Genomic DNA, 24,947 nt, shown 5'->3' on the forward strand with positions numbered 1-24,947 from the left:
CGGATGGCCGTCGGGCCATCCCATAATTTCCTCCCGGCAGGGGCTGTCTTCAGGCGAAAGCACCAGGCAGCCCCGTTCGGAGTATCGGAGGACCGATGAAAAGGATTCTTTCCAGCGTCAGGGACGGCCGGGGTTTTGATATCGCGCTTGTCACCTTTCCGCTCCTGTTTCTCTTCGTGATGGCAGGTCTGCCGCTCATCTACAATGTGGTCATGAGCTTCCAGGAGGTTGATATGTTCAGCCTCGGCACCTTCTCGCGCCCTTTCGTCGGCCTCAAGAACTACACCGACCTCTTCGCGCAGCCGGAGACGTGGCCGATCTTCCGCAACACCGTGATCTTCGTTGTCGGCTCGATCGCTGGCCAGTTCCTGATCGGCTTTGGTCTTGCGCTGTTCTTCTGGGTCAATTTTCCCGGCGCCTCATGGATGCGCGGTCTATTCCTGGTGTCCTGGGTGATGCCCGGCCTCGTCGTCGGCGCGATCTGGAACTGGATCCTCTCGGGCGATTTTGGTGTGCTCAATTTCATCCTGAAGGAAAGCGGTATCATCAGCAGCAACATCTTCTGGCGCTCGGATCCGCATTATTCGCTCTATGCCGTCATCATCGCCAATGTCTGGCTTGGCACTGCCTTCAATATGATCCTGCTCTCCGTCGGGCTTTCCGGCATTCCGGGCGACCTCTATGAGGCGGCGGAGCTCGACGGCGCCAATGCCTGGCAGCGCTTCTGGACGATCACGCTGCCGATGATGCGCTCGACCATCGGCGCCATCGTCGCGCTCGGGCTGATCTTCACGCTCCAGCAGTTCGACCTCTTCGCCGCGATCACATCGGGCGGGCCGAACAATTCGTCCAACGTCACGCAATACTGGGCCTGGGATTTGTCCTTCCGCCAATATGATTTCGCCAAGGGCGCAACCATTTCTGTCATCATGATCATCTTCGTCATGTTCGCATCCGTTGTCTATGTCCGCTCGACACGCCACGAGGTGCGCGGATGAGCGAGACGATACGCAACCGCCTTATGCTCGCGATCGCCATCGTCATGGCGGCGATCTATCTCTTCCCCCTCTACTGGATGTACATCACCGCTCTCAAGAGCGGATCGGACATGTTTGCGACACCGCCCAGCTTCTGGCCGAGCGATCCCCAATGGGGCACTTACGGCTACGTCTGGGAAAGCCGCGAGATGGGCCGCTATCTCTGGAACTCTCTGGTGATCGCGATCGGCTCGGTGACGCTTATCACTGTCCTCGGCGTCGGCTGTGCTTATGTTCTGGCACGCTATCGCAACGTCTGGGTGGACATCGGCCTATTCCTGATCCTGATGCTGCAGGTTCTGCCGGCATCCCTGATGGTGACCCCGATCTTTGTCGGCTTCTCGCAGTTAGGCATGCTGAACTATCCCCGTATCGCTGTTATCATCGCGATAGCCGCAAAGAGCATGCCCTTCTTCGTCGTCCTTGTGCGAGCTACATTCATGGCTGTGCCGATGGAACTCGAGGAGGCGGCACTGGTCGACGGCAATTCCCGCGTCGGCGCCTTCTTCAACATCGTGCTGCCGCTTGCCCGCAACGGCATTCTCGTCAGCGCGATCCTGATTTTCATGCAGGCCTTCGGCGAGTTCGTCTATTCGAAGTCGATGATCCAGGCCGCCGAGCTTCAGCCAGCGAGCGTTGGTCTTAATTCCTTCATGGGGCCGAACACCAACGAGTGGAACAACATCATGGCTTATGCGACGATGTATGTGACGCCGATCCTCGCCATCTTCGTCCTCTTGCAGCGCCGCATCGTATCCGGCCTCACCTCTGGAGCCCTCAAATGACCAATCAGATCGAGCTCAGCGGCGTCAACAAGCACTACGGCGCCTACCACGCCCTCAAGAACATCAATCTTTCGATCGCCAAGGGCACCTTCGTGGCGCTCGTCGGCCCGTCCGGTTGCGGCAAGTCCACGCTCCTGCGGTCTCTGGCGGGCCTTGAGAGTATCTCGGGCGGCGACCTCAAGATTGCCGGCCAGCTGATGAACAACGTGCCGCCGCGCAAACGCGACGTGGCAATGGTCTTCCAGTCCTACGCTCTCTATCCCCATATGACGGTCGAGGACAACCTGACCTACAGCCTGCGCATCCGCGGAACCCCCAAGGCGGAGGCTAAGAAAGCTGCCGAGGAAGTCGCGGCCACCACCGGCCTGTCGAACCTACTCAAGCGCTATCCACGCGAGCTTTCCGGCGGCCAGCGCCAGCGCGTCGCCATGAGCCGCGCCATCATTCGCCATCCGAAGGCATTCCTGTTCGACGAGCCGCTGTCCAACCTCGATGCGGCGCTGCGCGTCCACATGCGCAAGGAAATCCGTGCCCTGCACGATCGCCTGCACGCAACCTCGGTCTACGTGACCCACGACCAGATCGAGGCCATGACCATGGCCGACCACGTGGTCGTCATGCGCGAAGGGATCATCGAGCAGCAGGGCAAGCCGCTCGAACTATACGACGCGCCTGCCAACAAATTCGTCGCCGGCTTCATCGGCTCTCCGGCCATGAACTTCATCCCGGCCATCGCCGCCGAGGATGGCCGGAGCCTTAAGATCGATCTCGGAACGGTACAGCACGTGCTTGCGATCGATCACCTATTGCAAGCGGGTCGCAAGGTCACGGTCGGGATCCGGCCGGAGCATATCGGCATCGCCACGGCGGGGCAGGGGACGTTCGACGTGCCGGTGGCAGTCGTGGAGTCCACCGGCTCCTCGACCTTCATAACTGCGGCGACGACGCCGGAGCTGACGATCGTCGAAACCGGCCGCGGCACAGCTCGCGCCGGCGAGACGATCGGCGTGACCGTCGATCCGGCGCAATTGCATCTGTTCGATGAAACGAGCGGCATCCGCATCTGATACCGATGAGGGGCGGCCGCCTTTTTCGGCCGCCCACGACGGATGTTACCGCCCGACTGCCGCTGGTTGATGCCCGTGCCGTAAGGACAGTGTGACGGCCGCCGACCTGCGTTCGCCCTGGGTATTGTTACGTGACAATCGAATGGAACGAACTCTCACCCTGCTGCAGATGTGTCATTGTGCCGCCCGAGCCTGTTACTCCGCCGCCGATGGCAGTTCCGGAACTGCTCAAAGAAGCCGGCGCGTATCTGGCATTCCGCACCTGTCATCCGCCTATGCGATGGACATAAAGTGGGAAACACTGGAAGATACGACAAGCCAGAAGGTTAGGAATTTCGAGCGGCGCAAGATGGGTATAATCAGGACTGACCGGCCTTTGCAGTGGGCAAAGCGAGTTCGGAGTCTCGAGCCCGCGGTAATCGCCGCCTTCTGCGTGGTGTCGGGCGGTGCCTTCCTCTATGTAAGGATTGCAGGCGAAGTGCTCGAGGGCGAGACCTCGAAGTTCGACAGCGCAATCTTGGTTGCATTGCGCCAGCCTGGGGACATCGACACGCCGATCGGGCCAGTATGGCTGACGCGGTTGTTCACCGATTTGACAAGCCTGGGAGGTACGACTGTCTTGTGTCTGATCTCTTTCCTGGCGATCGTTTATCTCTTTATCATAGCTAGGCGTAACGACGCCGTTTTCTTGTTCCTCAGCGTGCTCGGCGGCTGGTTGATCAGCCATTTTACGAAACTCGGCTTGGCCCGGCCCCGTCCGGACCTGGTCGCGCATCTGGTCGAGGTCAACGATTTCAGCTTTCCAAGCGGACACGCGATGGTGTCCGCGGTGACATACTTGACTTTGGGATTGTTGTTGGCCGGCAACCAGACCATCCAGGGAGCGCGCTACTACTTTGTAGCTGTGGCGCTGCTGCTGACCCTCCTGATCGGAGTCAGCCGCGTCTACCTTGGAGTTCACTATCCTACTGACGTTCTGGGCGGTTGGAGCGCTGGCGCTGCCTGGGCATGTGGGTGTTGGTTAGTCAGGCGATGGCTTGTATCTCGCTCAGTGCCTAGCGCTGTTGACTGACTAGCCGAGGTTCATAATTCGTGCAGTGTAACGATGGCCGCCATTCGCAGCCTGCGTGTCGAGATATCGACACAATTTTGATCGGAAACATTCCAGCGGACAGCCGGTGGGCACTGCCATCTGCAGCACGGCGCGCTAGATAGGTGGGGTTCGCAGATTGAGACCTTCATGATCCTTTCGCTGTCAGACATCACAAAATCCTATCAAACTGCCGAAGGCGAAATTCCCGTCCTCAGGAGTGTGAGCCTCGACTTGGCAAGAGGTGAGAGCCTTGCCCTGACAGGGGAGTCGGGGAGTGGGAAAAGCACTCTCCTTCATCTGGCGGGCGGGTTAGACAAGCCGGACGGCGGCAGCATTCTGGTGAACGGGCGAGAAATCACCAAACTCGACGACGCTGGCCGCGCGAACTTCCGACGAACCGAAGTCGGCGTGATCTTCCAGCAATTCAATCTCATCCCCAGCCTCGACGCCGGATCGAATGTCTCCTTCCATGCGAGGCTCGCCCGGCGGTCCGATCCGGTTTGGGAAAGTGAACTTGTTGAAGCGCTCGGGATCGGTCAACTCCTGCGACGCTATCCCGAACAGCTCTCAGGGGGACAGCAGCAGCGGGTGGCAATCGGGCGGACGCTGGCAGCGAGACCACCCCTCGTTTTGGCGGACGAACCGACGGGCAATCTCGATGAAAGCACGGCGGATGCTGTGCTCGACATCATGTTGAGCCTCACGAAGTCGTCGGGCACTGCTCTTCTTCTGGTTACCCATTCCAACCGGCTGGCCAACAAGCTTGACCGCCGAATTACGCTCAGTGGGGGGAAGGTTGCCGCATGAGCTGGATCGCCCTTTCGGCGCTGCTTTCCCACTGGCGCTACCGACCGCTGCAATTGGCGACGCTGATTGTTGGTGTAGCGCTTGCAACAGCGCTGTGGTCAGGGGTCCAGGCGATCAATGCTGAAGCAAGAGCAAGCTACGGGCGCGCGGCGGCGGTGCTTGAACAGAACGAATTCGACCAACTTGTTGCCAAGGATGGCGGGTCAACGCCGCCCCAGACATACGTAAGGCTGCGAAGAGCGGGCTGGAACGTATCGCCCGTGATCGAAGGCGATTACAGGTTTGCCGAGGCGCGTATCAGGCTGATTGGCATCGATCTCTTGAGCATGCCGCCGGCAGGAAAGGTGTCCACGATTTCAAAGGCCTCCGAGCTTGTCGACTTTGTCGGCTCTCCAGGACTGTTGTTGGTTTCAGCCGCTACCGCCGCCCGCCTCAAAGACACTGAAGGCCTTGCGGTTAAGATCGCCGCCGATCTTCCAGATGGCGCGGCCTTTGTCGATATCGGCGTTGCCGACCGCCTACTGAACCGCAAGGGGGAACTGAGCAAGATTGTCGTGGCGCGGTCGCAGAGGCCGGGCCTTGAGCCTCTCGAGAGTCTTGCACCCGAACTGGCGCTTAAAGTTGCCGGGGAGCGACCGAACGTCGCGCGGCTCACCGACAGTTTCCACCTCAATCTCACAGCCTTTGGTTTCCTTGCCTTCGTTGTCGGCCTGTTCATTGTTTACTCGGCCACCGGCCTTTCTTTCGAGCAGCGCCGCTCAACGTTCCGGACTCTCAGGTCGCTCGGCGTTTCCCTCCGCTCTCTGACGGCAATGCTGCTCGTGGAGACGATCGTCTTCGCACTTTTCTCGGGGGGCATCGGTGTCGTTCTAGGGTACTTCGTGGCTTCAGCTCTCCTGCCGGGTGTCGCGGCGACACTGCGTGGTCTCTACGGCGCAAGCGTGCCTGGGACGCTTTCCCTAAGACCAGAATGGTGGCTGGCAGGCGTGGCGATTGCGCTTGCTGGCACAGCACTATCTTCGGCTCAACATCTCTGGCGAGTCCGGAAGATGCCGATACTCGCGGCGGCGCAACAGAGGGCGTGGGCACGGGCATCCACGGGAAGTCTGACGGTGCAGGCAGGCATCGGCGGACTCCTCCTGCTGACATCCGCTCTGCTGATCCTGTTCGGTAGAGGCATTTATTCCGGCTTCGCGGTCCTCGCCACTCTCCTTCTCGGAGCCGCGCTTGTTCTGCCACCGGTGTTGGCGGGCGTGATGGCGCTAGCGCAGAAGGCGTCGAAGCATGTACTTGTTCACTGGTTCTGGGCGGATACGCACCAGCAACTGCCAGGCCTATCCCTTCCGCTTATGGCGCTGCTGCTGGCCCTGTCGGCAAACATTGGTGTCGGGACCATGGTGTCCAGCTTTCGCCAGACGTTCCTCGGCTGGCTCGATCAGCGCCTGGCCGCCGAGGTGTACGTCACGGCTCGCAATGAGGCCGAAGCCGAACGTCTTCGGCAATGGTTTCCCGCTCAAGCAAAAGCCGTGCTCCCTATCTGGAGCACGGAGGGTGAGGTTGTTGGACAGCGGATGCAGATTTTTGGCGTGGTCGACGATCCAACCTACCGCGATCACTGGCCGCTAATCCTTGGATCGCCAACAACATGGGACGAGGTTGCCAATGGAAGTGGTGCATTGGTGAATGAGCAACTCTGGCGATCTGGAAAAGCCGCGCTTGGACAGCAGATCGAACTTCCCGGCGGTTGGGAGGCCAGGGTCGTCGGTGTGTTTTCCGACTACGGCAATCCCGCAGGGGAGGTTATTATTGGCCTGGATGTCTTGGTCCAACATTATCCAAACATCTCCAGGCTGCGATACGGCTTGCGCATGGAGCCGGCGCAGGTGCCAGAATTTAAAAGGAGGCTCAACGAGAACTTTGGCGTCCCGGAAAGCAACATCGTCGACCAGGCCTCGCTCAAGCGACAGTCTACGGCAATCTTCGAACAGACCTTCGCTGTCACAGGAGCGCTCAGCCTGCTGACTTTGGCCGTCGCAGGGTTCGCGATGTTTTCAAGCCTTTTGACATTGTCATCACTCCGCTTGCCGCAGCTCGCGCCCGTCTGGGCGATGGGCCTTCGCCGCCGCGACCTTGCCCTCGTGGAAGTCATCCGGACCCTTGCTCTATGGTTCGCTACCTTCATCGCATCGATCCCGGTCGGACTGGCGCTCGCCTGGGTCTTGCTGGAGATCATCAATGTCGAGGCTTTCGGATGGCGACTGCCGTTGATCCTATTCCCAATGGATTGGTTGAGGCTCGGCATCGTGGCACTGATCGCGGCCACCATCTCGGTTGCGATACCCGTACGTCGTCTTGCAAAGACCGATCCCGCCGATCTCCTCAAGGTATTCGCGAATGAACGCTAGAACGATCCTCCTCACGGCCCTGGTCGCGTCCCTGTTGCTACCCATTGCGGTCCTTGCTCAGGGCTTCGCAGGCCTTGGGTCGAACGCCGAAGGTTTCTCGGTACCAGAGCGAGGGAATAGGCTTGAGTTTCCGCGAGATCATGGAGCACATCCCGATTTCCGTATCGAATGGTGGTACGTCACCGCCAACCTGCAGACTGTCGACGGTCAAGAAATGGGCGCGCAGTGGACGCTCTTCCGTTCAGCGCTTGCTCCTAAAGATCAGCGTGGCTGGACGAGTTCGCAAGTCTGGATCGGCCACGCCGCCGTCACAACCGCAGAGCACCATTACGTGGCCGAGCGACTGGCACGCGGAGGAATTGGGCAGGCAGGAGTTAATGATGCTCCGTTCGAGGCATGGATCGACGATTGGCAGATGAAGAGCGGAGCCGCCGCCTCACACGACGAACTGGACCATCTCGAACTCGCTGCAAAGGGCACCGACATGGCTTATCGCCTGACCCTCGATGCTGAAGGCCCGTTGGTCTTTCAGGGGGACCAGGGTTATTCGGTAAAATCCGCGGCGGGTCAGGCGAGCTATTATTACTCACAGCCTTTCTACGAGGTGCGCGGGACGGTTGAGCTCGACGGCGAACGCCATGCGGTCACCGGAAAAGCCTGGCTCGACAGGGAGTGGTCGTCACAGCCTTTGGCGTCGGACCAGATGGGTTGGGATTGGTTTTCCTTGCACTTGGCCTCCGGAGAGAAGGTCATGGCATTTCGACTCCGCGATAAAGGCCAGGGCTACATCTCAGCGAACTGGATCGGAAGCGACGGCAAGACGTCACCACTCAGTTCGGAAGACGTCTCGCTGGAACCGTTGAGGACGGCGGACGTCGGTGGCAAGGCGATCCCAGTTGAGTGGAGAGTGACGGTCGCCAGTCGAGGCCTTGATATCCGGACGAAGGCGCTCAATGACCAAGCCTGGATGACGACCTCAACGCCCTACTGGGAGGGGCCGATACAAATCGAGGGCAGTAGCTCAGGGCAGGGCTATCTTGAAATGACAGGCTACTAACGGGATGCCGCAGGGATAGTCGTCACTGGTGGACGTCTTCGCTAAGCAATGTCCGCAATCGGCAAAGGCTGTTTGCGCACGACGTCCTTGCGATCCATGTCGCCGCGGATACCGGAACGACGACCGAACGTGGTTTTATCGCATCACGTATAAGCAGGGTTCATGTCGGGCCGACAGCAGGGAGTGGCTTCGGCAGGATTGCGCCATTGGCGATCATTGCGACTAACGCAAAATTCAGCCCGCCTCGCGCGCCGCAAGTAAGTATGCCGGGGCTTTTCGACTACCCCTTCCTAAACCCTCAGAAAGCCTCCGCGTGAAGTTCGGCAATGCACGTCGCAGGTCGTCCACTGGAGTGCCAACCGCGGAGTGAAGCGGCGGCCACAACCGCTCATCGCTTGACCTCGAGACGAGGCAGGAAGATCGCCAGAAAGCCAGCAATCGGTATGAATGAGCATATCTGATAGACGCCCTCGATCCCGATCCTGTCGGTTAGGCCGCCCAAGAACGCTGCGGCAACCCCACCTATTGCGAAGTTTAGGCCGTAGAACATGCCACCTATCAGCCCAATCCGCTTGGGGACGAGGTCCATGGCATAGATCATGATCGAGGCGAATGCGCTTGCCATGATCAGGTTGATCCCAACCGTCAGTACACCCGTCCAGAAGAGGTCGGCATAGGGCAAGAGCATGGTCAGGGGTAGCGGCCCCAGGATGGAAATCCAGATAATGCGATACCGACCGATCTTGTCCCCGACGATGCCGCCAAGGAGCACGCCGGCTGCGGACGAGATGAAGAACACGAACAACATCAACTGCGACGTGGACACTGAAACGCCGAAGCGGTCCATCAGGTAGAATGTGTAGAAGGAACGGAAGCTCTCGAGGTACGTCAGCTTGGACGCCATGAGAAGCGTCAGAATCACTAGGCCGATGATGACGGTGCGGCGCGAGTGATCCGGGTGAGCGCTTTTCGCGCTCTTACTGCGAAGCGCGGAGTCGAATTGTGACTGGATCGACGAGTATTGGCGAGCGCTCCACGCGAGCAAAAACATCGCCAGAGCGATCATCGCCGTGAAGTACACCAGACTGTGCCGGCCGTTCGAAACGATGAAGACCGCAGCGCATAGCGGGCCGAGTGCGCCGCCAACCTGTCCACCGACCTGGAAAATGCCCTGGGCCAATCCCTGCCTGCCGCCGGATGCGTATCGCGCTGCCCGTGTCGCCTCCGGATGGAAGATGGATGAACCGATACCGACCAAGGTCACGGAGACGAGAATGAGTACATACGACGAGGCATAGGCCAGGCTGATCAGCCCCGCGAGTGTGAAGGCCATGCCGAACACCGCCGAGTAGGGCAAGGGGTGGTGGTCAGTGTAGAGCCCGATGGCAGGCTGCAACAACGCTCCTGCGACCTGGAAAACAAGTGTTATGACGCCGATCTGGACGAAGTCGAGGGCGAACTCGCTCTTCAAAATCGGATAGACTGCCGGAATAAGGGACTGGATCGTGTCGTTACAAAGATGCGAGAGGCCCAATGCGAGCAATACCGATAGATAGACCCGAGGCCGAGAGACGCTCGGCGTATCGACCGGAGTCGTAGCCTCCGAAACTGATGCAGTCATGAAGTTCTCCCAAGGGGTCCGCTTCGTCCCTTTTGTCCTGCAGTTTTTTTAGAACCCCGACAGAGGTGCGTCGAGGTCACATTTGAATGGAATGGTCCAGGCAGTAGCTTTTTCAATGGAGAAGTCACTCGTCCGCTAATGCTGTCGGATCGTTGCGCTGGTTCGTGGGCACGGCGCTCGAATTTATGGCAGTGTGGTGACGGCCTTGTTGCGGAATTCCCGAATGCCGTTCAGGTCGGTTGCGTGGTTGAAATCCAGGGATAACTTCCCTGCTTCTCGACATGTGTGGCCGGTTGCGGAGTTGCAGACCCTGTAAAAAAACGCTAGATTAGCTTCGATTGACGGGCCACACGTCACGCCTGAGCAGGAATAAGCCTTTGGGGCAATAACTTAGGGGATGTCGATAATGCTGACCACTCGGGCGACAATCTCGTCGACGATTGTGGCATTGAGGGTATCCATGTGCCGAGCAGTCCTTTGCTTGACCCGTTCCACAATATCTAAGCTTCTGACCTGATTACAAAGAGCCACGCCGTTGGTTGCGTGTCCGGTTATGTTTACAGCCATACCAGCTTTTCGGGCAAACGCGCCGCCAGTCGTGATGGCCACTGTCATGCACATCCCCAGCACGTTGATTTCGCGAGGCGAGATCACGACACACCGATGGTCGTCCTTCATCTCATTTCCGACTACGGGGTTCAGATCAACAAGGAATACATCACCGCGTTTCGGAACATTGCTCCGTACCATCAGAGCACTTCATTCCCGACCGGGGCACCAGACTCCCAAGCCGCTGCCTGTTTGTTCAGGGCCACCATTTCATCGGCCCCTTCAAGAAGCTCGGCGAGCGTGTATCTCTTCTTGGTCTTCAGCGGCGTTGCGACAAGCGCACCATTGTCAACGACCAAGGTAAGCTCTGCACCGACTTCCACCCCAAGCATCTTCAAAAGCGCAGGGGGAATGCTAAAGACTGTTGCCCCGCCCTGACGGCGAATTTTGGCTGTATTTGACATCCCAGTAACCTCCAAGATGTGCTACATATATAGCACTCCACAGTGATCTACAAGTCCGTCGGTAGGATCATGCAAGAGCTGTTTCCGCCTGGGAATGTCAGATCGGACTGCCCTCGACAGACCGTTGGCCTCTTGTGGCATTATGCTCAATAATTCAGGACATTTCGGTCGGCTGTCGGCCCAAACCGGACTTTGCCGGTTCATATGTAAGTTTCGCCAATAAACTCGCGGTATCTTAAAAGTCGCTCAGTACAGCGTCAATCTTCGCGGTAGCCCAACTCAGAAGCGCGGCTTCACATTCAAAAAAAGCCGCACATGCATCGGAGCCGGAGCAGCCAGACATCCTGAAGCGTCGGAAGACCACGACCTTCACCGGGGGGCTTTTCCGGCATGACCGCACCGATGGTCCTTGATAGTGTGCTGAACGGGGTCGCATCCGGGCTTATGTCGAGCAGGTTCTCGTGCCGATGCTCGCGCCCGGCGACGTCGTCTTTATGGAAAACCTACCGGCCCATAAGGCCGACGGAATTCGCAACGCCCTAGACCTGCAGGCTGCGTACTCCTCTGCATCCCGCCTTATATGCCCAACTTTAATCCGAACGAGAACGCCTCCCCACACTCAAGGCACTTCTGCGGGCAAAGAAAGAACGCTCTGTCTACGCCCTGTGGAAACCGGTGGCGATATCGTCGAACTCTTCGAACCGCAAGAATGCGAAACTACTTCACGGCGCAGGATGCTGACTCAGATTTCTTCGACGTACTCTAGGGCAAGAATACCTGAACAGCCTTTTCAAGGATCATGAATTCTACGGGAGTTTTTGTCTTCAGCTCTCCGTCGAGGTTGACCGATCGGGGTTTGCTAGTTCGTACAGTAAGCGCTTTTGTGGAGAATGCCCGGACATCGTCCCATTTGCCTTGAGTGCCGTTGCGAAGAGCGGGGAGCAGCGCCAGAAGTCGCCACCAGTGATCGACCTCGAGACTGTAGAAATCAAGCAACCCGTCCGTGGCGGTCGCGTCCGCATGGACAGTCATACCTCCTCCATAAAAACGCCCGTTTCCGACCGAAATCTGAAGCGTCCTTACCCGCTCGACCCCACCATCATGTTCGACAGTGGCCTTGAATAACCTCGAGCTTCCGAGAAGCTTGAGTGCTACGATTCCATACCCGAGTTTCCCCCACTGTTTCTTAGCTTTGCCGGACAGGGAGGCAGCCAGATTGGCGCTAAATCCCATGCTGGCCACATTGAAGAACGGGTGTCCGTTCGCCATGCCGAGATCGACTTCCGTCGGCCTGCCTTTGGCGATAACCTGCACGGCTGCAGGAAGATCCGGGGGAAGCGCCATCGTTTTGGCGAAGTCATTGGCTGTGCCGAGCGGGAGGACACCCAGCGGGAGCCCCGTTTCGAGGAGTCCTCGCGCGGCGTCATTAAGGCTGCCATCACCGCCACCTACTATTATGCGGCTGACCTGTCCCCGATGCTTCAATATCAAATCCGAGCTGTTGTCCCCCTCGGAAATGACAGGTTCTACGAACTCAATTTGTGCTTTGCGCAGCAAGCGCCTGATCTCTGGGAGGCTTTCACCACCGCGTCTTGATTTCGGGTTCACTAGCAGTAATGCTACGTCCATGCGACCTCCACCCTACGTTCGTCGGTTACCATATGGGAGACGAATTGGGGAGACCCAAGGCTTTCAACTAATTTAGGCCTGCATCCCAACTAAAGCTCGAGCTAGCCTTGGGCCAAAGCGTGTACTCCCTCGGCGGTCGGACGTTGACCAGACCCAAGACAAGTTTCCTCAACAAACGGGTAGGACCGGGCAGAGCCCGGTCCTACAAATTCTAAGTCGCTTCCGGGGCAATCACGGTCACCGGTTTGGGCTTCCATCGCGACCGCAACAGTACGTAGAAGACGGGCGTCAGGAAAAGTCCGAAGATCGTTACACAGATCGTTACACCAAGCATCCCGAAGAAGACTGCCGTTCCCAGCGACTGCCTCATCTCCGCGCCTGGACCTGTCGCGATCATCAGCGGCAATACGCCGAAGATGAACGCGAATGCTGTCATCAAGATCGGACGGAGGCGAAGCCGTGTCGCTTCACCGCAGCCTCGACCGCGGATTTCCGCGATTCCTGAGCCTGGCGGGCGAATTCGACGATGAGAATCGCATTTTTCGCCGCAAGGCCGATGAGGACGATAAGGCCGATCTGGGTCAGGATGTTGTTGTCCAGCCCGCGGAAGTGCACGCCGAGCAGTGCGGCGAGGATTGCGAGCGGGACTATCAGGATAATCGCCAATGGCAACGTCCAGCTTTCGTACTGCGCCGCGAGGGCGAGGAATACGAAGACCACGGAGAGGGCGAAGATGTAGATCGCCGTGCTTCCGGTATTTGCCTCCTGGTACGTGAGTTCCTCCACTCGAAGTTCGTCCCCGCAGGCAACATGTCCTGCGCAAGCGTCTCCATCTTGGCAAGCGCCTCGCCGGTCGACACGCTGGGTCCCGGATTTCCCTGAACCGGAACGGAAACGTACATGTTGTAGTGCTGGACCAAGGTAGGGCCATTGGTGTCTTTGATATCAACCAAGGTGCCGAGAGGAACCAGTGCCCCCGTTGCGGAACGAACCTTGAGGCCGAGGATGTCATGGTTTCGTCAATCGCGCCCTCGATTTTCGGTCGCAATGGAACGACATACGGTCGCGCCGGTGCATGCTGTTTACCGCGATGCTATCCCGGCAATGACCATGCCATGATGGATTTTCTTTAATTCGGGGTTCCATGCGAGTTCAATTGCCCGATCCACTGACGCCCACAGCATCGCGCGCTGGCCCCGTTCCGGGAAATTCTTGGCAATGGACCGGACTTCGAGCAAGTGAACGCGCACCCTGAAGGGATCTACCATTTAGTGTAGTGGAAAATTCCTTGCACGCTGGTGTCGCATATCCCCCGTGCATCAACCCGCTTGCGTTTCACGATCGTCGGATAATGCTTGTCAATCTCTTTACGGAAGTCATCCCTCGTGCGCGCGAAGGTTTTTCCCAAAAGTGCCTCCGGTCGGCAGGAGGTGATCCAGCAGCAGCAAGGCGGCCACGCGTTTCTCAGATGCGTGCATAGGCGCGCACCTGATTGACGGCCGTGGTCAGCTGAGCCGCCGGGCAACACGATGAACGCTTTTTCCGATGCCGCTGCTAACAAGCTAAGGTCTCATAATTCCCACCATCTGTTTGTCTGTCTTGAAGCAAAATCGTTTCTCGGAAATTTGGCTGCGGCAACCCCTTCGAACCGATTTTTCACAATCTTTCGTTGTCGAACACTGAGTTCGATGAGCAGCTAGGACATTTGCGACGACTTGCGATGGGCGAGGGCTAGGCCACGCAGGAGTTTGCGCGCCATAGAATCGACCAAGCGATTCAAGGTTGCAAATAACATTATTAATATAGACTGCCATGCTGCGAAAGGTGTTTGGATATCGGTCATGGAATGTAGTTTTGTATCAGTATAATCCGTTCTTTGTCGAATATTGTATGTTGATAACTTTGCGATAATCAATTTTATGGCGACTTTTGATTGGTTGACTTCGCGCTTTGGCTGCGGGGATTATCCTCGCGGGCTGGAAACCGGAGGGATTTCTATGAGTATACTGTTTCAATCGCATGGAGGAACAGAAAAGGAAGGGAAGGTTCCACCAGTGGATCTCAGGGCAGGGCCACCTGCCGGGACAGATGTCGCCATCGATGAGGAGGCGGATTTCGGATATTTCGTCCCGCCTCTGGACGCGCCGGAGAATTACCTGCCGGAGACCGGTGAGACGGTCGGTGAACTCGACGAACTCGGGGACATCATGATTGATGTGGTCGCGGACCCCAATGCCTTGGAGGCACCCGAGGAAGATTCGACGCTTCCTCCGGTGTTCACCTATTGGGGGCAGTTTCTGGATCATGAGCTGACGGCGCGAACGGACCGCGAGAGCGCGGTGTCTAGCATGGTGAATCCGCATCCGCCTGCGGCATCGTCGGAGGTCGAGAGCCAACTGAGGAACGCGCGGTCGCCGCGGTTTGACCTCGACAGCGTGTACGGCGGGTCGGTTGTCGGAGCCGGGATCACGGCGGATGTGGTAAAGGTCGTTTCCGGACTTCGTCACCCCACCTTGAAAAACAAGATGCGAGTGGGGACTGCTATCGAGCCCGGTCCTTTGCCCGACACGATCGACGAACATCGCGATTTACCCCGATACGGGCAGGTTCAAGCCAGTGTCCGCGACGCTGCGTTGCGTCTTGCCCAGGCCAGCATGCCCTCCGACGCCTTCCAGAAATATGCCGCCAGTCTCCCGCAAAGGGCGATCATCGGTGACAATCGCAACGATGAGAACCTCATCGTCGCGCAGTTCCATCTCAGCTTCCTCAGGTTTCACAACAAGGTCGTCGATTTTCTGTCCAGTCACGACACCGGATGGATTGCCGATTTTCATTCTGCACAGACGCTCACGCGCCTCCACTATCAGTGGCTCATCGTCGAAGGCTATCTGAAGGGGGTGTGCGACCCTGCCGTGGTGCAGCGCGTGGTCGACGACCGCGCGTCGCATTTCTTCAAGTTCAGGGCAGAGTTCGATGCTCGCAGACAAAATACCAGGCTCGGCAACGCGCTGCCCCTGGAATTCTCGTCGGCCGGGTATCGCTTCGGTCATTCAATGGTTCGAGCCGTCTACGACTACAACAAGAATTTCGGGAGACCCGGTGGCATCCTTCCCCATGCGACGCTCGATCTGATCTTCCAGTTCACCGGAGGCGGCGGTCGTCTCGACACCGACAAGAAGCTCCCGAAAAACTGGGTGATCGACTGGACACGCTTCACCGGCGTTGCACCGCACGACACATCCGACGGCCAACCCGCCCGTATGGCGAGAAAGATCGACACCGATATCGCCCCGCCGTTACGGCTGATGGTCAAGGAAGGCAATGACGAGACGGACGATAACCTGAAAAAGCTCTTCAAAAGCTTGGCGCGACGAAACCTCCGCCGCGGCTACAATCTTCGTCTTCCCACCGGACAGGCTTTGCACAAACACCTCAAGCAGATCGGTGCCGTCCAATCTTCGCCCATCGCGGACGTCTCCGCTCTGTTCAATACGAAGCCGGACCTGCGGGATTTCCTGAAGAACACCAACGCCAAGTTCCATGAACGCACGCCGCTCTGGTTCTACATCCTGGCGGAGGCGGAAGCAGCTGGTGGCAACAGGTTGGGCGAGGTCGGAAGCTGTCTGGTCGCGCTCACCTTCGTGGGCGTGTTGCTTGCCGACCCGGACTCCGCGCTCTCCCGCGGCTTCACGCCGGATCAGAGCCCGCTGCGGATGCCCGACAACTCGCCGATCGACTCCATCGCCAAATGGATGCGCTTTGCCAGCGTGATGCAGTGATGCCTCGATCGCGCGGCGAACCCCTGCCGCGCGATCGCCTCTCATATCCAGCCTGTCCCGCTTTCGATGGAGGATGTCATGCGCGTTTCGGTAATTGTGTCGATGCCCGCGGAACAGAACCTACGCTCGCTCAGTCTCGCGGCATTCACACCAGGTGGACTTGCTGCACCTACTTATACGACAATGAGGTCCACCGACCTCTATATCGATCCAAAATTTCCGCCGCTGCCGCTATCGGCCAAGCGCGCCGAAGGCATCAATCTTGCGATGGCAACCGCCGACGTCGCGCCGACTTTCGTGACCCGAGGAACGATCGACACGGAAAACATCGATCGTCTGCGACAGGAAAATCGCGGTATCGAAATCTTCGCTGATCCGGAAATCGGATTGCTCGAGACGCCGCATTGCGGATCGACCGCTGTCGGCGCGAAGTCAGATGTCGAGATCAAGCTCGACGTTGAAGGACTACTTTCCAAAGGACTGGACGGCCGCCGTGTCGCGGTCGCGGTGATGGACACCGGGATCAACCTCGCGCATTTGCGCGGACGCGGCCTGAGACCCAAGCTCGATCGCCTGGTATTCTGGGCTCCACCCGGTGTTGCTCACACACCCGGTCAATTTGCGGTCGACCACGGCACAATGTGTGCCTTCGACGCGTTGATCGCAGCCCCCGCCTGCACCCTGCTTGACTTTCCGATCTTGAAATCGACGACGCCCGGCGGTAGCGCCATGGCGGGCTTCCTGAGCGACGCGCTCCTTGCTTTCTCGTATCTGAACACACAGCGCAGCACGGCGTCGTTCCTACGGAAATACAAGGCTCTGGTAGTCAGCAACAGTTGGGGCATGTACCATCCGAGCTGGGATTTTCCGATCGGCCATCCCGGGCGATATGCCGACAATCCCAATCACCCGTTCAACATCATGGTGGGAACTCTGGCCCGGTCTGGCGCAGATGTGCTGTTCGCCGCGGGAAACTGCGGGGCCGATTGCCCCGACGGGCGTTGTCAGGGCGTGACGGCAGGGAGTATCAGTGGGGCGAATGCCCATCCCGATGTACTGACAATCGCAGGCTGTGATGTCTCCGACACCCGTGTCGGCTATTCGTCGCAAGGGCCGGGGATTGCCGGAATGGCAAGCCAGAAACCGGACTTGACCGCTTACACGCATTTCGTCGGCTCTGAAGCGTTTGGACCGGGAACACCTGACTCCGGCACCTCCGCTGCCTGCCCGGTAGCCGCGGGATGCATCGCGGCGATCAGAACCAAGCTTCCGGCTGGCAATGTGACCTCGAAGGACCTATTCTCACAATTCCAAGCCAACGCGCTTGCGCGGCCGGGCCCCGGCTTAGCGTGGAACAAGGACTATGGCGCAGGCGTAATACGACCTAAGGCAGTCGCAAGCCACTTCGGCTTGTAATGATCCCCGGAGACTAGATGGCCGACCCGTTTGTTTTGATGACGATTGAATCACCAGGTGGCGTTCCGGACCTAGCCCGGGCGGCTAGTCTCTTAGGTGTGGATACTTCTGCCATGGATACCGCGTTCGGTGTCGTCCCGATCGACCCCGAGAACGGCAAGTATGCGGTGCAGGTGCGCGCTAATGCGGTTTCGAACTCGGGAAAAGCTGCCGAAGGTTTCAATGGTCCGTATTCAAACCCCCGCATTGAGGGCTATGGCCCAAAGAACGATGGTTAGTCGACGGTCAAGTGACCCCGACGCGGTACGCATAAGCGACACGCTACTTCGATCTAGAGCTGTCGCTGCGGAGCGTGCTGCTCAGCACGCCAAAAAAGTATTTAAGCCGAGCCAGTCGGTTCCCGCGGATCACTCGAAGAAAAAACCTTCTTTTGTGTGTCGATGATGCGAGCGCAATCAGCCTGGAATGAGCAGGCGAACATGCATGATTGGGCTGCATCGCCCATCTCCCAAGAGGGAAGCAAATGCTAGAAATTATACTAAAACTAAATACAGAAAAATATCGATTAGAAACCGAAACGAAAAATATATATTTATCTGGAATTGCATTTTGTAATTAGGGTGGCATCGAAAATACACATTCATTGGATCGATTCGGCCGTAGATTGGACCAGTTTGAGTTAGGTCGGCGCCGACTAGACTACTCGGTGCGATTTTTATATTTGGCATTATGTGGCGTTGGGGCCTTCCGGCTGGCTCCCTACAAACACCTGCTCCGGAATATCGTCAAACGACGCGTAGTTTAGATTGTAGAGCCGCGAGTAGAGCTTCTTGTTTTTCATTAGCTGCTGGTGGTTGCCGCTCTCGATCAGCTCACCGTTCTGTAGCACGATGATGCGGTCCGCCTCGCGGATCGTGGCCAGCCGGTGCGCGATGACCAGGCCCGTGCGGTTCTCCAACAGCTTGACCAGCGCCTTCTGGATCAGCATCTCGGTATAGCTGTCGATATTCGCCGTCGCCTCGTCGAGGACCAGGATCTTCGCATCCGCGATGAGAGCACGCGCGAAACTCAGCAACTGGCGCTGGCCGAGCGACAGATTGCCGCCGCGCTCGCCAAGGATGCTGTCATAGCCCTCGGGTAGGCGCATGATGAAGTCGTGGGCGCCAACGGCCTTGGCGGCCTCGATCACCTGTTCGCGCGTAGCGGCCGCCTTGTGATAACGAATGTTTTCGAACACCGTGCCGGTGAACAGGAACGGCTCCTGCAGGACCATGGCGATCTGGTCGCCGAGCGAATCCTGCGTCAATGCGCGCACATCGTGGCCGCCCACCAGAACCTGACCCTGCTGCACGTCGTAGAAACGATGGATAAGCGACATGCAGCTCGATTTTCCCGAGCCGGTAGGCCCGACAAGCGCAACGGTCTCGCCTGGATTGACCTTGAAGCTGACATGCTTGAGCACTGGGTGCTCCCGATTGTAGCCAAAGACAACATCCCTGAACTCGACCGAGCCGTCCATGTCCTTGGACAGCACCCTGGCGTCAGGCGCATCCTCGATCTCGACAGGCACATCCAACACCTCGGTCAGCCGCTGGCCGGAGGCCATGGCGCGCTGCATGACGGAATATTGCAGCGTCAGGGAACGGATAGGATCGAAGAAACGCTGGATGTAGAAGAGAAAGGCAACGAGCACGCCGACGTCGAGCGCCTGGTTCAGTACACGTGCACCGCCAACGACGATGACGAGCGCCATCGCGACGCCGGTGAGCGAGTCAACAATGGGCACCATGACCTGCGCATAACGCGCCGCCGTCAGATGCGCCTGCAGGTTGGCTCTGGCCTTGTCGTCGTATAGCGCGAAGTTAACGCCTTGGCGGTCCATGCTCTGCACCGCGCGAACGCCATGGATTGCTTCGGCAAGCGCACCGTTGGCAACCGAGTTGGTCTCGTGCGCCGCCATGAACGATTTTCGGGCCAGCGGCAGCCAGAAGAGGCGGACAACGAAGAGGATAGGCAGCGCCGACAGTGTCAGCAGGCCCAGCTTGAAGTCGAGATAGAGCATCACGAAGATGATCCCGAACAGCAGCGCGATATCGCCGACCGAGAGCACCGACGTTTCAAGAAACTCCTGCATCGAGTTGACGTCGCCCTGCAGGCGCGACATCAGGCGGCCGACTTCCGTCTTGTCCATGAAGGACAGCGACACGCGCTGAAGATGAGAAAACATCGCCCTGCGGATGTCGAAGAGCACGTCTTCGGCAACGCCGCCGACAAGCGTCTCCTGTGCGTAACTCGCAGCATAGTTGATGAGGATGGCGACGAGAAACGCCAGGATCGACCACGTCAGCGCCGAGTGACCGCCGCCGGGTTTCATCCCGTGGTCGATCGCGTAGCGGATGATCAGCGGTATCAGCAACTGCATTGCGGTGAACGTCAGCACGGCCGCGACCGACAGCCACACCTGCTTTCGATAAGGATGCACAAAGGCCCAGATTCGTTTGATGATATTGCTGTCGAAGGCCTTGCCGAACATCTCCTCTTCGATACGCTGCGAACCGACGACGGCGCGGGGCGGTCGCCGTCCGTCTTCCCGAACGTCGGAGCGCTCCGTTTCCAGTTCCTCGGCCATTGTATTTCTCCCTAGAGCCGGATGATTCAAAATCAGACCGACCAGAAATCTGGATCCGCTCTAAACCAAACAATTAGAGCATCGGTATTCGTGCTCTAGGCGGTGAGCACGTCGTCTGGTCGCACCTGCAGATCGTAGAGCGCCTTGTACCGACCGCCTGCAGCCAGCAACGCTTCGTGAGTGCCGCGTTCCACGATCTCTCCGTTTTCAACGAACAGGATCTGGTCGGCATGCATCAGGGAGCTTAGGCGATGAGCGACGATGATGGTCACCCGGTCGGCCGAGTATTTGCGCATGGCGGCGCGGATACGCTGCTCGGTGGCGGCGTCGATCGCGGCCGTCGAATCATCGAAGACGATAACGGCCGGCTTCAGCATCAGCGCCCGCGCAATAGACAGTCGTTGCCGCTGGCCCCCCGAGAGCGACACTCCGCGCTCGCCGACGACGGTGCCGTAGCCGATTGGCAGGCCGAGAACGTAGTTGTGCAGCTGCGCGCTTTCGCTGGCTCGCTCGATGCGGCCCTCCTTCGCCCACGGGTCGCCGTAGGCGATGTTGTTCTCGATCGTTGTCGTGAACAGGAAAGAGTCCTGCTGAACGACGGCGACGGAGCGGCGGAGCGACCGCAGTGTAGCCTTGCGGATATCCTGCCCGTCGATCGTGATCATGCCCTTCGTCACGTCATAGAAGCGTGGGATCAGATGGGCGAGGGTCGACTTGCCGCTGCCCGGAGGGCCGACGATGCCGATCGTCTCGCCGCGCCTGGCCTCGAAGGACACACCTGATAACACGTCGTGCATCGGTGAGCTTGGATAGGCGAAGTTTACATTCTCGAACCGTAGCGTGCCTTCGGTGACCACCAAGTCATCGGCGTCCGGCGAATCGCGAACGGCGATTTCGAGGTCCAGGAGATTGAAGAGGCGCGTGCCGCAGGTCGAGGCGCGGGCAAAGGCGTTGACCATCAGACCAAGCTGACGCACCGGCATCTGGAGGATCGTCATGAAGGTGAGGAAGGAGGCCAGTGTTCCGACCGTAATCTCCCCCGACATCACCTTTCCGCCACCGACCCATAGCACCAGGCCCATCGACGCAAAGAAGGAGAAGGTCATGGCGCTGGTATTGACCACGCGAATACCGACGCGCTGGTGGGCAAGTGTCAGGGCATTGTTCGAGGCGGTCTCGAATTTCATCATTTCGTGCGCCTGCGCGGCGAATGCCCGCACGACGCGGATGCCGCCGAGGTTTTCCTCCATGATGCGCGTCAGCACAGACAGGCGCTCCTGCAGATCGAGCCAGGTGGCGCGCAGTCGAAGCTGGGTGGCAGAGGACCGCCAGGCGACGAAGGGGACGAAACTGAGTGCCAGCAGGCCGAGTGCAACATCGGTGGACAGCAGCATGTAGGCGCCGATACCGATCAGCATGGCCAGCAGGATCATTCGTACGAGGGCCGTGGAAAAATACATTCGCACGCCTTCGAGATCCAGCAGGCCGACGGTGATCAGATCGCCGGAGTGGACGCTGTCATGAAAGCTGAATGAGAGCCGCTGGATCTTTTCGTAGCAGGCAAGGCGCAGCTCGTAGCCCATATGGTGGCCGACGCTCTCGCTGTAGTAGTTCTGGACCATTGTGAAGAGCCCGCGCAGCACGCTTGCTCCGAGCAGCATGAGCGCCGTGGTCAGAAGCGCGTCCTGGGCAAGCTGGCCCGCCTGCCCCCCTTCCATTGCCACCTGCGTGTGATCGACCGCCCGACCGAGCAGGCGCGGGATCATCAGCTGGAAGGTCGACGCGACAAGGGTTGCGCCGATGGCGAAACCAGATTGCCAGGGATGGCGGAACGCCATGACGGTAATGCGGACCAGAGTGGAGAGGCCTTTGCCCCAGCCTGCTGCGGTCGCCCTCGCCATCGAGGCCGAGGGCTTCGTCGCGCGTGTTAAAGCATCGCTGCTCACGGTATGATTTCCAAAACAGATGTGCGGGTCGGACGCCGGTCCGAAAAGACGGAGAATCCAGGGAGGGATTGATTAGTACGCTTAGTTTTGCTGATTCCGGTTTGGGCTTCAAGTAAAGAATTCACCAGTTGGTTATTTTATCGTGAGTACGGAAACCAGGGCATGCACCTGCCCACGCCATGCCGTTGTCGGCGATAATAGTCGTTAATATTCAACTTCTTAAAGAGGTATTGGTGCCCGCCGCGGAACAAAAGGCTTGCCTAAATTCCGTTTTGGGTTTTTGATACACGACCAGATTGATAGACTATCCTTTAATCAGAGAGCTCGATGCGACCTGCGCAGTGAGCTCACGATTTGCGGCACGCGAGCTCGGGAAAGCCGCATGAACCTGCTCAACGCGCGATCTGTACGTCCCGCGTTGAAACCATGATCGAGACACGGTGCGGATGAGCCGCAAGGGAGTTGAGATGACGGTTCAGGGACTCTTTTCGTCGAAGTCGAACACGGCGGCGCACATCTCGGCCGTGCCGCGCATTGCCATCGTGGGGCGCGGCTTTTCCGGGATGATGATGGCAATTGCACTGATGAAGACCGTGCGTATGCCCTTTCACATGCAGCTCTTCGATCCGAATTCTACAGTTAGCGGCGGACAGGCGCTCTCGTCAGCCCGCTCGTCTACCATCTTGAATACCCGTGTCCGCGACCTGTCGGTCGAAACAGGCGATACGGACGATTTCAACGACTGGCTCTGTAGCAACGCGGAATTCCGGGCAGCCGTGCCTGCCGCGATCCCGGGCTTTCGCCAGATATTCGTGCCGAAGGAAATTTTCAGCGATTATGTCTACCAGCGCTTTTCCCAAGCACTGTCCGTCCGCAAGGACATCACCGTTCAGGTCTGCCATGAGCCCGTCGTTGCAATCCGCAAAAGTCACGGCAACCGCTATCTTCTCGAAAGCGCCAATCCTGCCAATCCCCTGTTCGACACCGTGATTTTTGCGACGGGTTACGGCCTGCCCGAGGCAGACGCTCCGCAACAGGAGGTGCCACCGGTCAGGGCCCAGCGTCTCGTCGCGCGCCCTCATACGGTTCTCCTCGGCAGCGGCATCAGGGTCGTGGACCAGCTGCTGCAGTTGCGCGATGCAGGCTATATGGGCCAAATCACGATCCTCTCGCGGCATGGCTTCCTGCCACAGAGCCACACGCCCAATTCGGCCGATCCTGTTTTCCCTGCCGAGGCATTGCCGCAAAGCCTGCCGGATATCTTACGCTTTATCCGCATGGCCTGCCGAGAAGCGGAAGAGGAGGGGCGCAGCTGGCAGTCGGTGATGAACGGCCTGCGCAAGCATGCACGCTCCCTCTGGCGCTCGCTGCCGGCGCATCAGAAGCATCAGTTCAACCGGCACCTCAGGTCGATCTATGACAGCCATCGCAACCGCCTGCCCGAGGCCATGCATGCGCGCCTCAAGGCCGAACTTTCCGGCGGCAACACGGTCTTGCGGCGCGGTATCGCCGGAAGGCGGGGATTGAGCGGCATCTTCTTCAGGCCCGCCGGTTCCCACGCCGATGATGTCATTCATGCCGAGCGTATCGTCGATTGCCGCTGCCGGGCGCCGGCGCTCGCCTCTCCGCTCCTTCAGAGCCTTCTCGACCAGGGGCTCGCTCAGCCGGACGAATTGTCGCTCGGCCTTGCTGTCGATCAGCGCGGTCAGATTTGCCTGGAGGATGGAAGGATCGTCGACGGGCTCTTTGCGGTTGGCCCGCTTGGCCTTGGCAGCCTGCCAGATATAGACCTCGTCCCCGAAATCGTCAGCCAGGCCTATGCTGCCGCTGAGCATGTGGGGGAGCGCTTCTATCCGAAGTGCAAGGCCGTGTAATTCAGGCCCGTCGCACCCTCCTTTCGACGCGGACCACGATAACCAGCAGCCCGAGCGCCATGGCGGCAAGGACGAACCAGGTGATCGCATAGACGAGATGATTGTTGGGAAAGGCGATCTGCGTCAGTCCGCCCGTCGGCATGCCGCCCGGGTTCGGCGTCCCGTCGGCATCGATAAAGTAGGGCGCAATGTCGGCAATGCCGCGCTGTTGCGCGATCGCTGCCGTATCGCGCGAATACCAGCGACCGCCTGCCGGATCGTTCTTCTTGATCAGCGTACCCTTCGGCTCGGTCAGGCGCAGCAGTCCAGTGATGCTCACGGGTCCTGAAATCTGGCCGTCAAGGCGGGTGGTCGGATCGCGCTTTTCAGTTGGCACAAAGCCGCGATTGATCAGGACGGACGTGCCGTCGGCAAGCGCAAGCGGCGTTATCACCCAGTAGCCCGGTCCGAGCGCGGTAGAGGCGTAGACCAGTGTTTCCAGGTCGTTCTGCAAGGTTCCCTCTGCTGTGACGCGACGATACTCGTCGTCCGGCCGGTTCACCCGGCTCCATGCGGCGCGCGTCGGCGCAGGTGAGGGCTCTGCATGAACACGCTGATCGACCCGGGCGATGAGATCCCGTTTCCAGGACAGTCGCTCCACCTGCCAAACACCGAGCGCCAGCAGCGCACCGATCAATAGCACCATCGAGCCGCAGAAGATCGTCAATCCGGCCGCCGAATGCTGTCGATGGATTCTATCGGGAGAAGCGCTGCTCATGGCCAAAAACCGTTGCGGGCGGCGCTATCACC

18 protein-coding genes and 2 pseudogenes are annotated in these 24,947 nt (G+C 58.7%); 12 read left to right on the top strand and 8 right to left on the bottom strand.

Translation table 11 applies throughout. The features are described 5' to 3' along the window. Positions 1 to 95: 95 nt before the first annotated feature. From AC1D2R_RS05770 to AC1D2R_RS05800, 7 genes are all read left to right on the top strand, one after another. Entirely contained in the window at positions 96 to 998 is a 903-nt protein-coding gene (locus tag AC1D2R_RS05770) for a carbohydrate ABC transporter permease (protein WP_477965658.1), read from the top strand. Then, complete coding sequence (locus AC1D2R_RS05775; RefSeq protein WP_477965660.1) at positions 995 to 1,822, top strand: carbohydrate ABC transporter permease; 828 nt, start codon at positions 995 to 997, stop codon at positions 1,820 to 1,822. The genes AC1D2R_RS05770 and AC1D2R_RS05775 overlap by 4 nt, the downstream gene beginning before the upstream one ends. Next, positions 1,819 to 2,889, top strand: a complete 1,071-nt coding sequence (locus tag AC1D2R_RS05780) for an ABC transporter ATP-binding protein (RefSeq protein WP_477965662.1) — start codon at positions 1,819 to 1,821, stop codon at positions 2,887 to 2,889. Before AC1D2R_RS05775 ends, AC1D2R_RS05780 begins: the two co-directional genes overlap by 4 nt. 142 nt (positions 2,890 to 3,031) lie before the next feature. Next, positions 3,032 to 3,961: a phosphatase PAP2 family protein gene (locus AC1D2R_RS05785; RefSeq protein WP_477965664.1), complete on the top strand. Its 930-nt coding sequence runs from the start codon at positions 3,032 to 3,034 to the stop codon at positions 3,959 to 3,961. A gap of 168 nt (positions 3,962 to 4,129) precedes the next feature. Beyond that, positions 4,130 to 4,789: an ABC transporter ATP-binding protein gene (locus AC1D2R_RS05790; protein WP_477965666.1), complete on the top strand. Its 660-nt coding sequence runs from the start codon at positions 4,130 to 4,132 to the stop codon at positions 4,787 to 4,789. After that, on the top strand, positions 4,786 to 7,194 hold the full coding sequence (locus AC1D2R_RS05795; protein ID WP_477965668.1) for an ABC transporter permease: 2,409 nt from the start codon (positions 4,786 to 4,788) through the stop codon (positions 7,192 to 7,194). The genes AC1D2R_RS05790 and AC1D2R_RS05795 overlap by 4 nt, the downstream gene beginning before the upstream one ends. Next, on the top strand, positions 7,184 to 8,251 hold the full coding sequence (locus tag AC1D2R_RS05800) for a lipocalin-like domain-containing protein (RefSeq protein WP_477965670.1): 1,068 nt from the start codon (positions 7,184 to 7,186) through the stop codon (positions 8,249 to 8,251). The genes AC1D2R_RS05795 and AC1D2R_RS05800 overlap by 11 nt, the downstream gene beginning before the upstream one ends. Before the next feature lie 388 nt (positions 8,252 to 8,639). On the opposite strand, the gene AC1D2R_RS05805 is transcribed toward AC1D2R_RS05800, so the two are convergent. The 3 genes from AC1D2R_RS05805 to mazE form a co-directional block, all read right to left on the bottom strand. Beyond that, positions 8,640 to 9,872, bottom strand: a complete 1,233-nt coding sequence (locus tag AC1D2R_RS05805; protein ID WP_477965672.1) for an MFS transporter — start codon at positions 9,870 to 9,872, stop codon at positions 8,640 to 8,642. Between the two features lie 390 nt (positions 9,873 to 10,262). Further along, entirely contained in the window at positions 10,263 to 10,622 is a 360-nt protein-coding gene (gene mazF, locus AC1D2R_RS05810; RefSeq protein ID WP_477965674.1) for a type II toxin-antitoxin system toxin MazF, read from the bottom strand. Then, complete coding sequence (gene mazE, locus AC1D2R_RS05815; RefSeq protein ID WP_477965676.1) at positions 10,622 to 10,885, bottom strand: type II toxin-antitoxin system antitoxin MazE; 264 nt, start codon at positions 10,883 to 10,885, stop codon at positions 10,622 to 10,624. Before mazE ends, mazF begins: the two co-directional genes overlap by 1 nt. A gap of 280 nt (positions 10,886 to 11,165) precedes the next feature. On the opposite strand from mazE, the pseudogene AC1D2R_RS05820 reads away from it, so the two are divergent. Continuing rightward, positions 11,166 to 11,651: pseudogene (locus AC1D2R_RS05820) on the top strand (transposase); the annotation flags it as partial. On the opposite strand, the gene AC1D2R_RS05825 reads toward AC1D2R_RS05820, so the two are convergent. Continuing rightward, complete coding sequence (locus AC1D2R_RS05825; protein WP_477965678.1) at positions 11,648 to 12,514, bottom strand: lipid kinase; 867 nt, start codon at positions 12,512 to 12,514, stop codon at positions 11,648 to 11,650. The pseudogene AC1D2R_RS05820 and the gene AC1D2R_RS05825 sit on opposite strands and share 4 nt — an antisense overlap. Positions 12,515 to 12,725: 211 nt before the next feature. Further along, positions 12,726 to 13,467: pseudogene (locus AC1D2R_RS05830) on the bottom strand (efflux RND transporter permease subunit). Positions 13,468 to 14,511: 1,044 nt separating this feature from the next. On the opposite strand from AC1D2R_RS05830, the gene AC1D2R_RS05835 reads away from it, so the two are divergent. From AC1D2R_RS05835 to AC1D2R_RS05845, 3 genes are all read left to right on the top strand, one after another. Next, positions 14,512 to 16,293, top strand: coding sequence for a peroxidase family protein (locus AC1D2R_RS05835; protein WP_477965680.1), 1,782 nt, complete (start codon positions 14,512 to 14,514; stop codon positions 16,291 to 16,293). 183 nt (positions 16,294 to 16,476) lie between these two features. After that, positions 16,477 to 17,709, top strand: coding sequence for a S8/S53 family peptidase (locus AC1D2R_RS05840; protein ID WP_477965682.1), 1,233 nt, complete (start codon positions 16,477 to 16,479; stop codon positions 17,707 to 17,709). 17 nt (positions 17,710 to 17,726) lie between these two features. After that, positions 17,727 to 17,987, top strand: coding sequence for a hypothetical protein (locus AC1D2R_RS05845; RefSeq protein ID WP_477965684.1), 261 nt, complete (start codon positions 17,727 to 17,729; stop codon positions 17,985 to 17,987). Positions 17,988 to 18,436: 449 nt separating this feature from the next. On the opposite strand, the gene AC1D2R_RS05850 is transcribed toward AC1D2R_RS05845, so the two are convergent. After that, on the bottom strand, positions 18,437 to 20,338 hold the full coding sequence (locus AC1D2R_RS05850) for an ABC transporter ATP-binding protein (protein ID WP_477965686.1): 1,902 nt from the start codon (positions 20,336 to 20,338) through the stop codon (positions 18,437 to 18,439). A 95-nt stretch (positions 20,339 to 20,433) separates the two neighbouring features. Next, positions 20,434 to 22,239, bottom strand: a complete 1,806-nt coding sequence (locus AC1D2R_RS05855; RefSeq protein ID WP_477966060.1) for an ABC transporter ATP-binding protein — start codon at positions 22,237 to 22,239, stop codon at positions 20,434 to 20,436. A gap of 512 nt (positions 22,240 to 22,751) precedes the next feature. Here AC1D2R_RS05855 and AC1D2R_RS05860 point away from each other — a divergent pair. After that, the gene (locus AC1D2R_RS05860) at positions 22,752 to 24,158 is read left to right on the top strand and encodes an FAD/NAD(P)-binding protein (protein WP_477965688.1); all 1,407 of its coding nucleotides are present in this window, start codon (positions 22,752 to 22,754) and stop codon (positions 24,156 to 24,158) included. Position 24,159: 1 nt separating this feature from the next. Here the strand turns inward: AC1D2R_RS05860 and AC1D2R_RS05865 are convergent, their stop codons facing one another. Then, a complete protein-coding gene (locus AC1D2R_RS05865; protein ID WP_477965690.1) occupies positions 24,160 to 24,915 on the bottom strand; it encodes an SURF1 family protein in 756 nt (251 codons plus the stop codon). Positions 24,916 to 24,947: the final 32 nt, after the last annotated feature.

The organism is Rhizobium sp. P1_C7 (assembly GCF_056406295.1).

Coding starts and splice junctions, on each gene's coding strand:
- AC1D2R_RS05770 (WP_477965658.1), top strand. CDS start 96: ATGAAAAGGATTCTTTCCAGCGTCAGGGACGGCCGGGGTTTTGATATC.
- AC1D2R_RS05775 (WP_477965660.1), top strand. CDS start 995: ATGAGCGAGACGATACGCAACCGCCTTATGCTCGCGATCGCCATCGTC.
- AC1D2R_RS05780 (WP_477965662.1), top strand. CDS start 1,819: ATGACCAATCAGATCGAGCTCAGCGGCGTCAACAAGCACTACGGCGCC.
- AC1D2R_RS05785 (WP_477965664.1), top strand. CDS start 3,032: ATGGAACGAACTCTCACCCTGCTGCAGATGTGTCATTGTGCCGCCCGA.
- AC1D2R_RS05790 (WP_477965666.1), top strand. CDS start 4,130: ATGATCCTTTCGCTGTCAGACATCACAAAATCCTATCAAACTGCCGAA.
- AC1D2R_RS05795 (WP_477965668.1), top strand. CDS start 4,786: ATGAGCTGGATCGCCCTTTCGGCGCTGCTTTCCCACTGGCGCTACCGA.
- AC1D2R_RS05800 (WP_477965670.1), top strand. CDS start 7,184: ATGAACGCTAGAACGATCCTCCTCACGGCCCTGGTCGCGTCCCTGTTG.
- AC1D2R_RS05805 (WP_477965672.1), bottom strand. CDS start 9,872: ATGACTGCATCAGTTTCGGAGGCTACGACTCCGGTCGATACGCCGAGC.
- mazF (WP_477965674.1), bottom strand. CDS start 10,622: ATGGTACGGAGCAATGTTCCGAAACGCGGTGATGTATTCCTTGTTGAT.
- mazE (WP_477965676.1), bottom strand. CDS start 10,885: ATGTCAAATACAGCCAAAATTCGCCGTCAGGGCGGGGCAACAGTCTTT.
- AC1D2R_RS05825 (WP_477965678.1), bottom strand. CDS start 12,514: ATGGACGTAGCATTACTGCTAGTGAACCCGAAATCAAGACGCGGTGGT.
- AC1D2R_RS05835 (WP_477965680.1), top strand. CDS start 14,512: ATGAGTATACTGTTTCAATCGCATGGAGGAACAGAAAAGGAAGGGAAG.
- AC1D2R_RS05840 (WP_477965682.1), top strand. CDS start 16,477: ATGAGGTCCACCGACCTCTATATCGATCCAAAATTTCCGCCGCTGCCG.
- AC1D2R_RS05845 (WP_477965684.1), top strand. CDS start 17,727: ATGGCCGACCCGTTTGTTTTGATGACGATTGAATCACCAGGTGGCGTT.
- AC1D2R_RS05850 (WP_477965686.1), bottom strand. CDS start 20,338: ATGGCCGAGGAACTGGAAACGGAGCGCTCCGACGTTCGGGAAGACGGA.
- AC1D2R_RS05855 (WP_477966060.1), bottom strand. CDS start 22,239: ATGGCGAGGGCGACCGCAGCAGGCTGGGGCAAAGGCCTCTCCACTCTG.
- AC1D2R_RS05860 (WP_477965688.1), top strand. CDS start 22,752: ATGACGGTTCAGGGACTCTTTTCGTCGAAGTCGAACACGGCGGCGCAC.
- AC1D2R_RS05865 (WP_477965690.1), bottom strand. CDS start 24,915: ATGAGCAGCGCTTCTCCCGATAGAATCCATCGACAGCATTCGGCGGCC.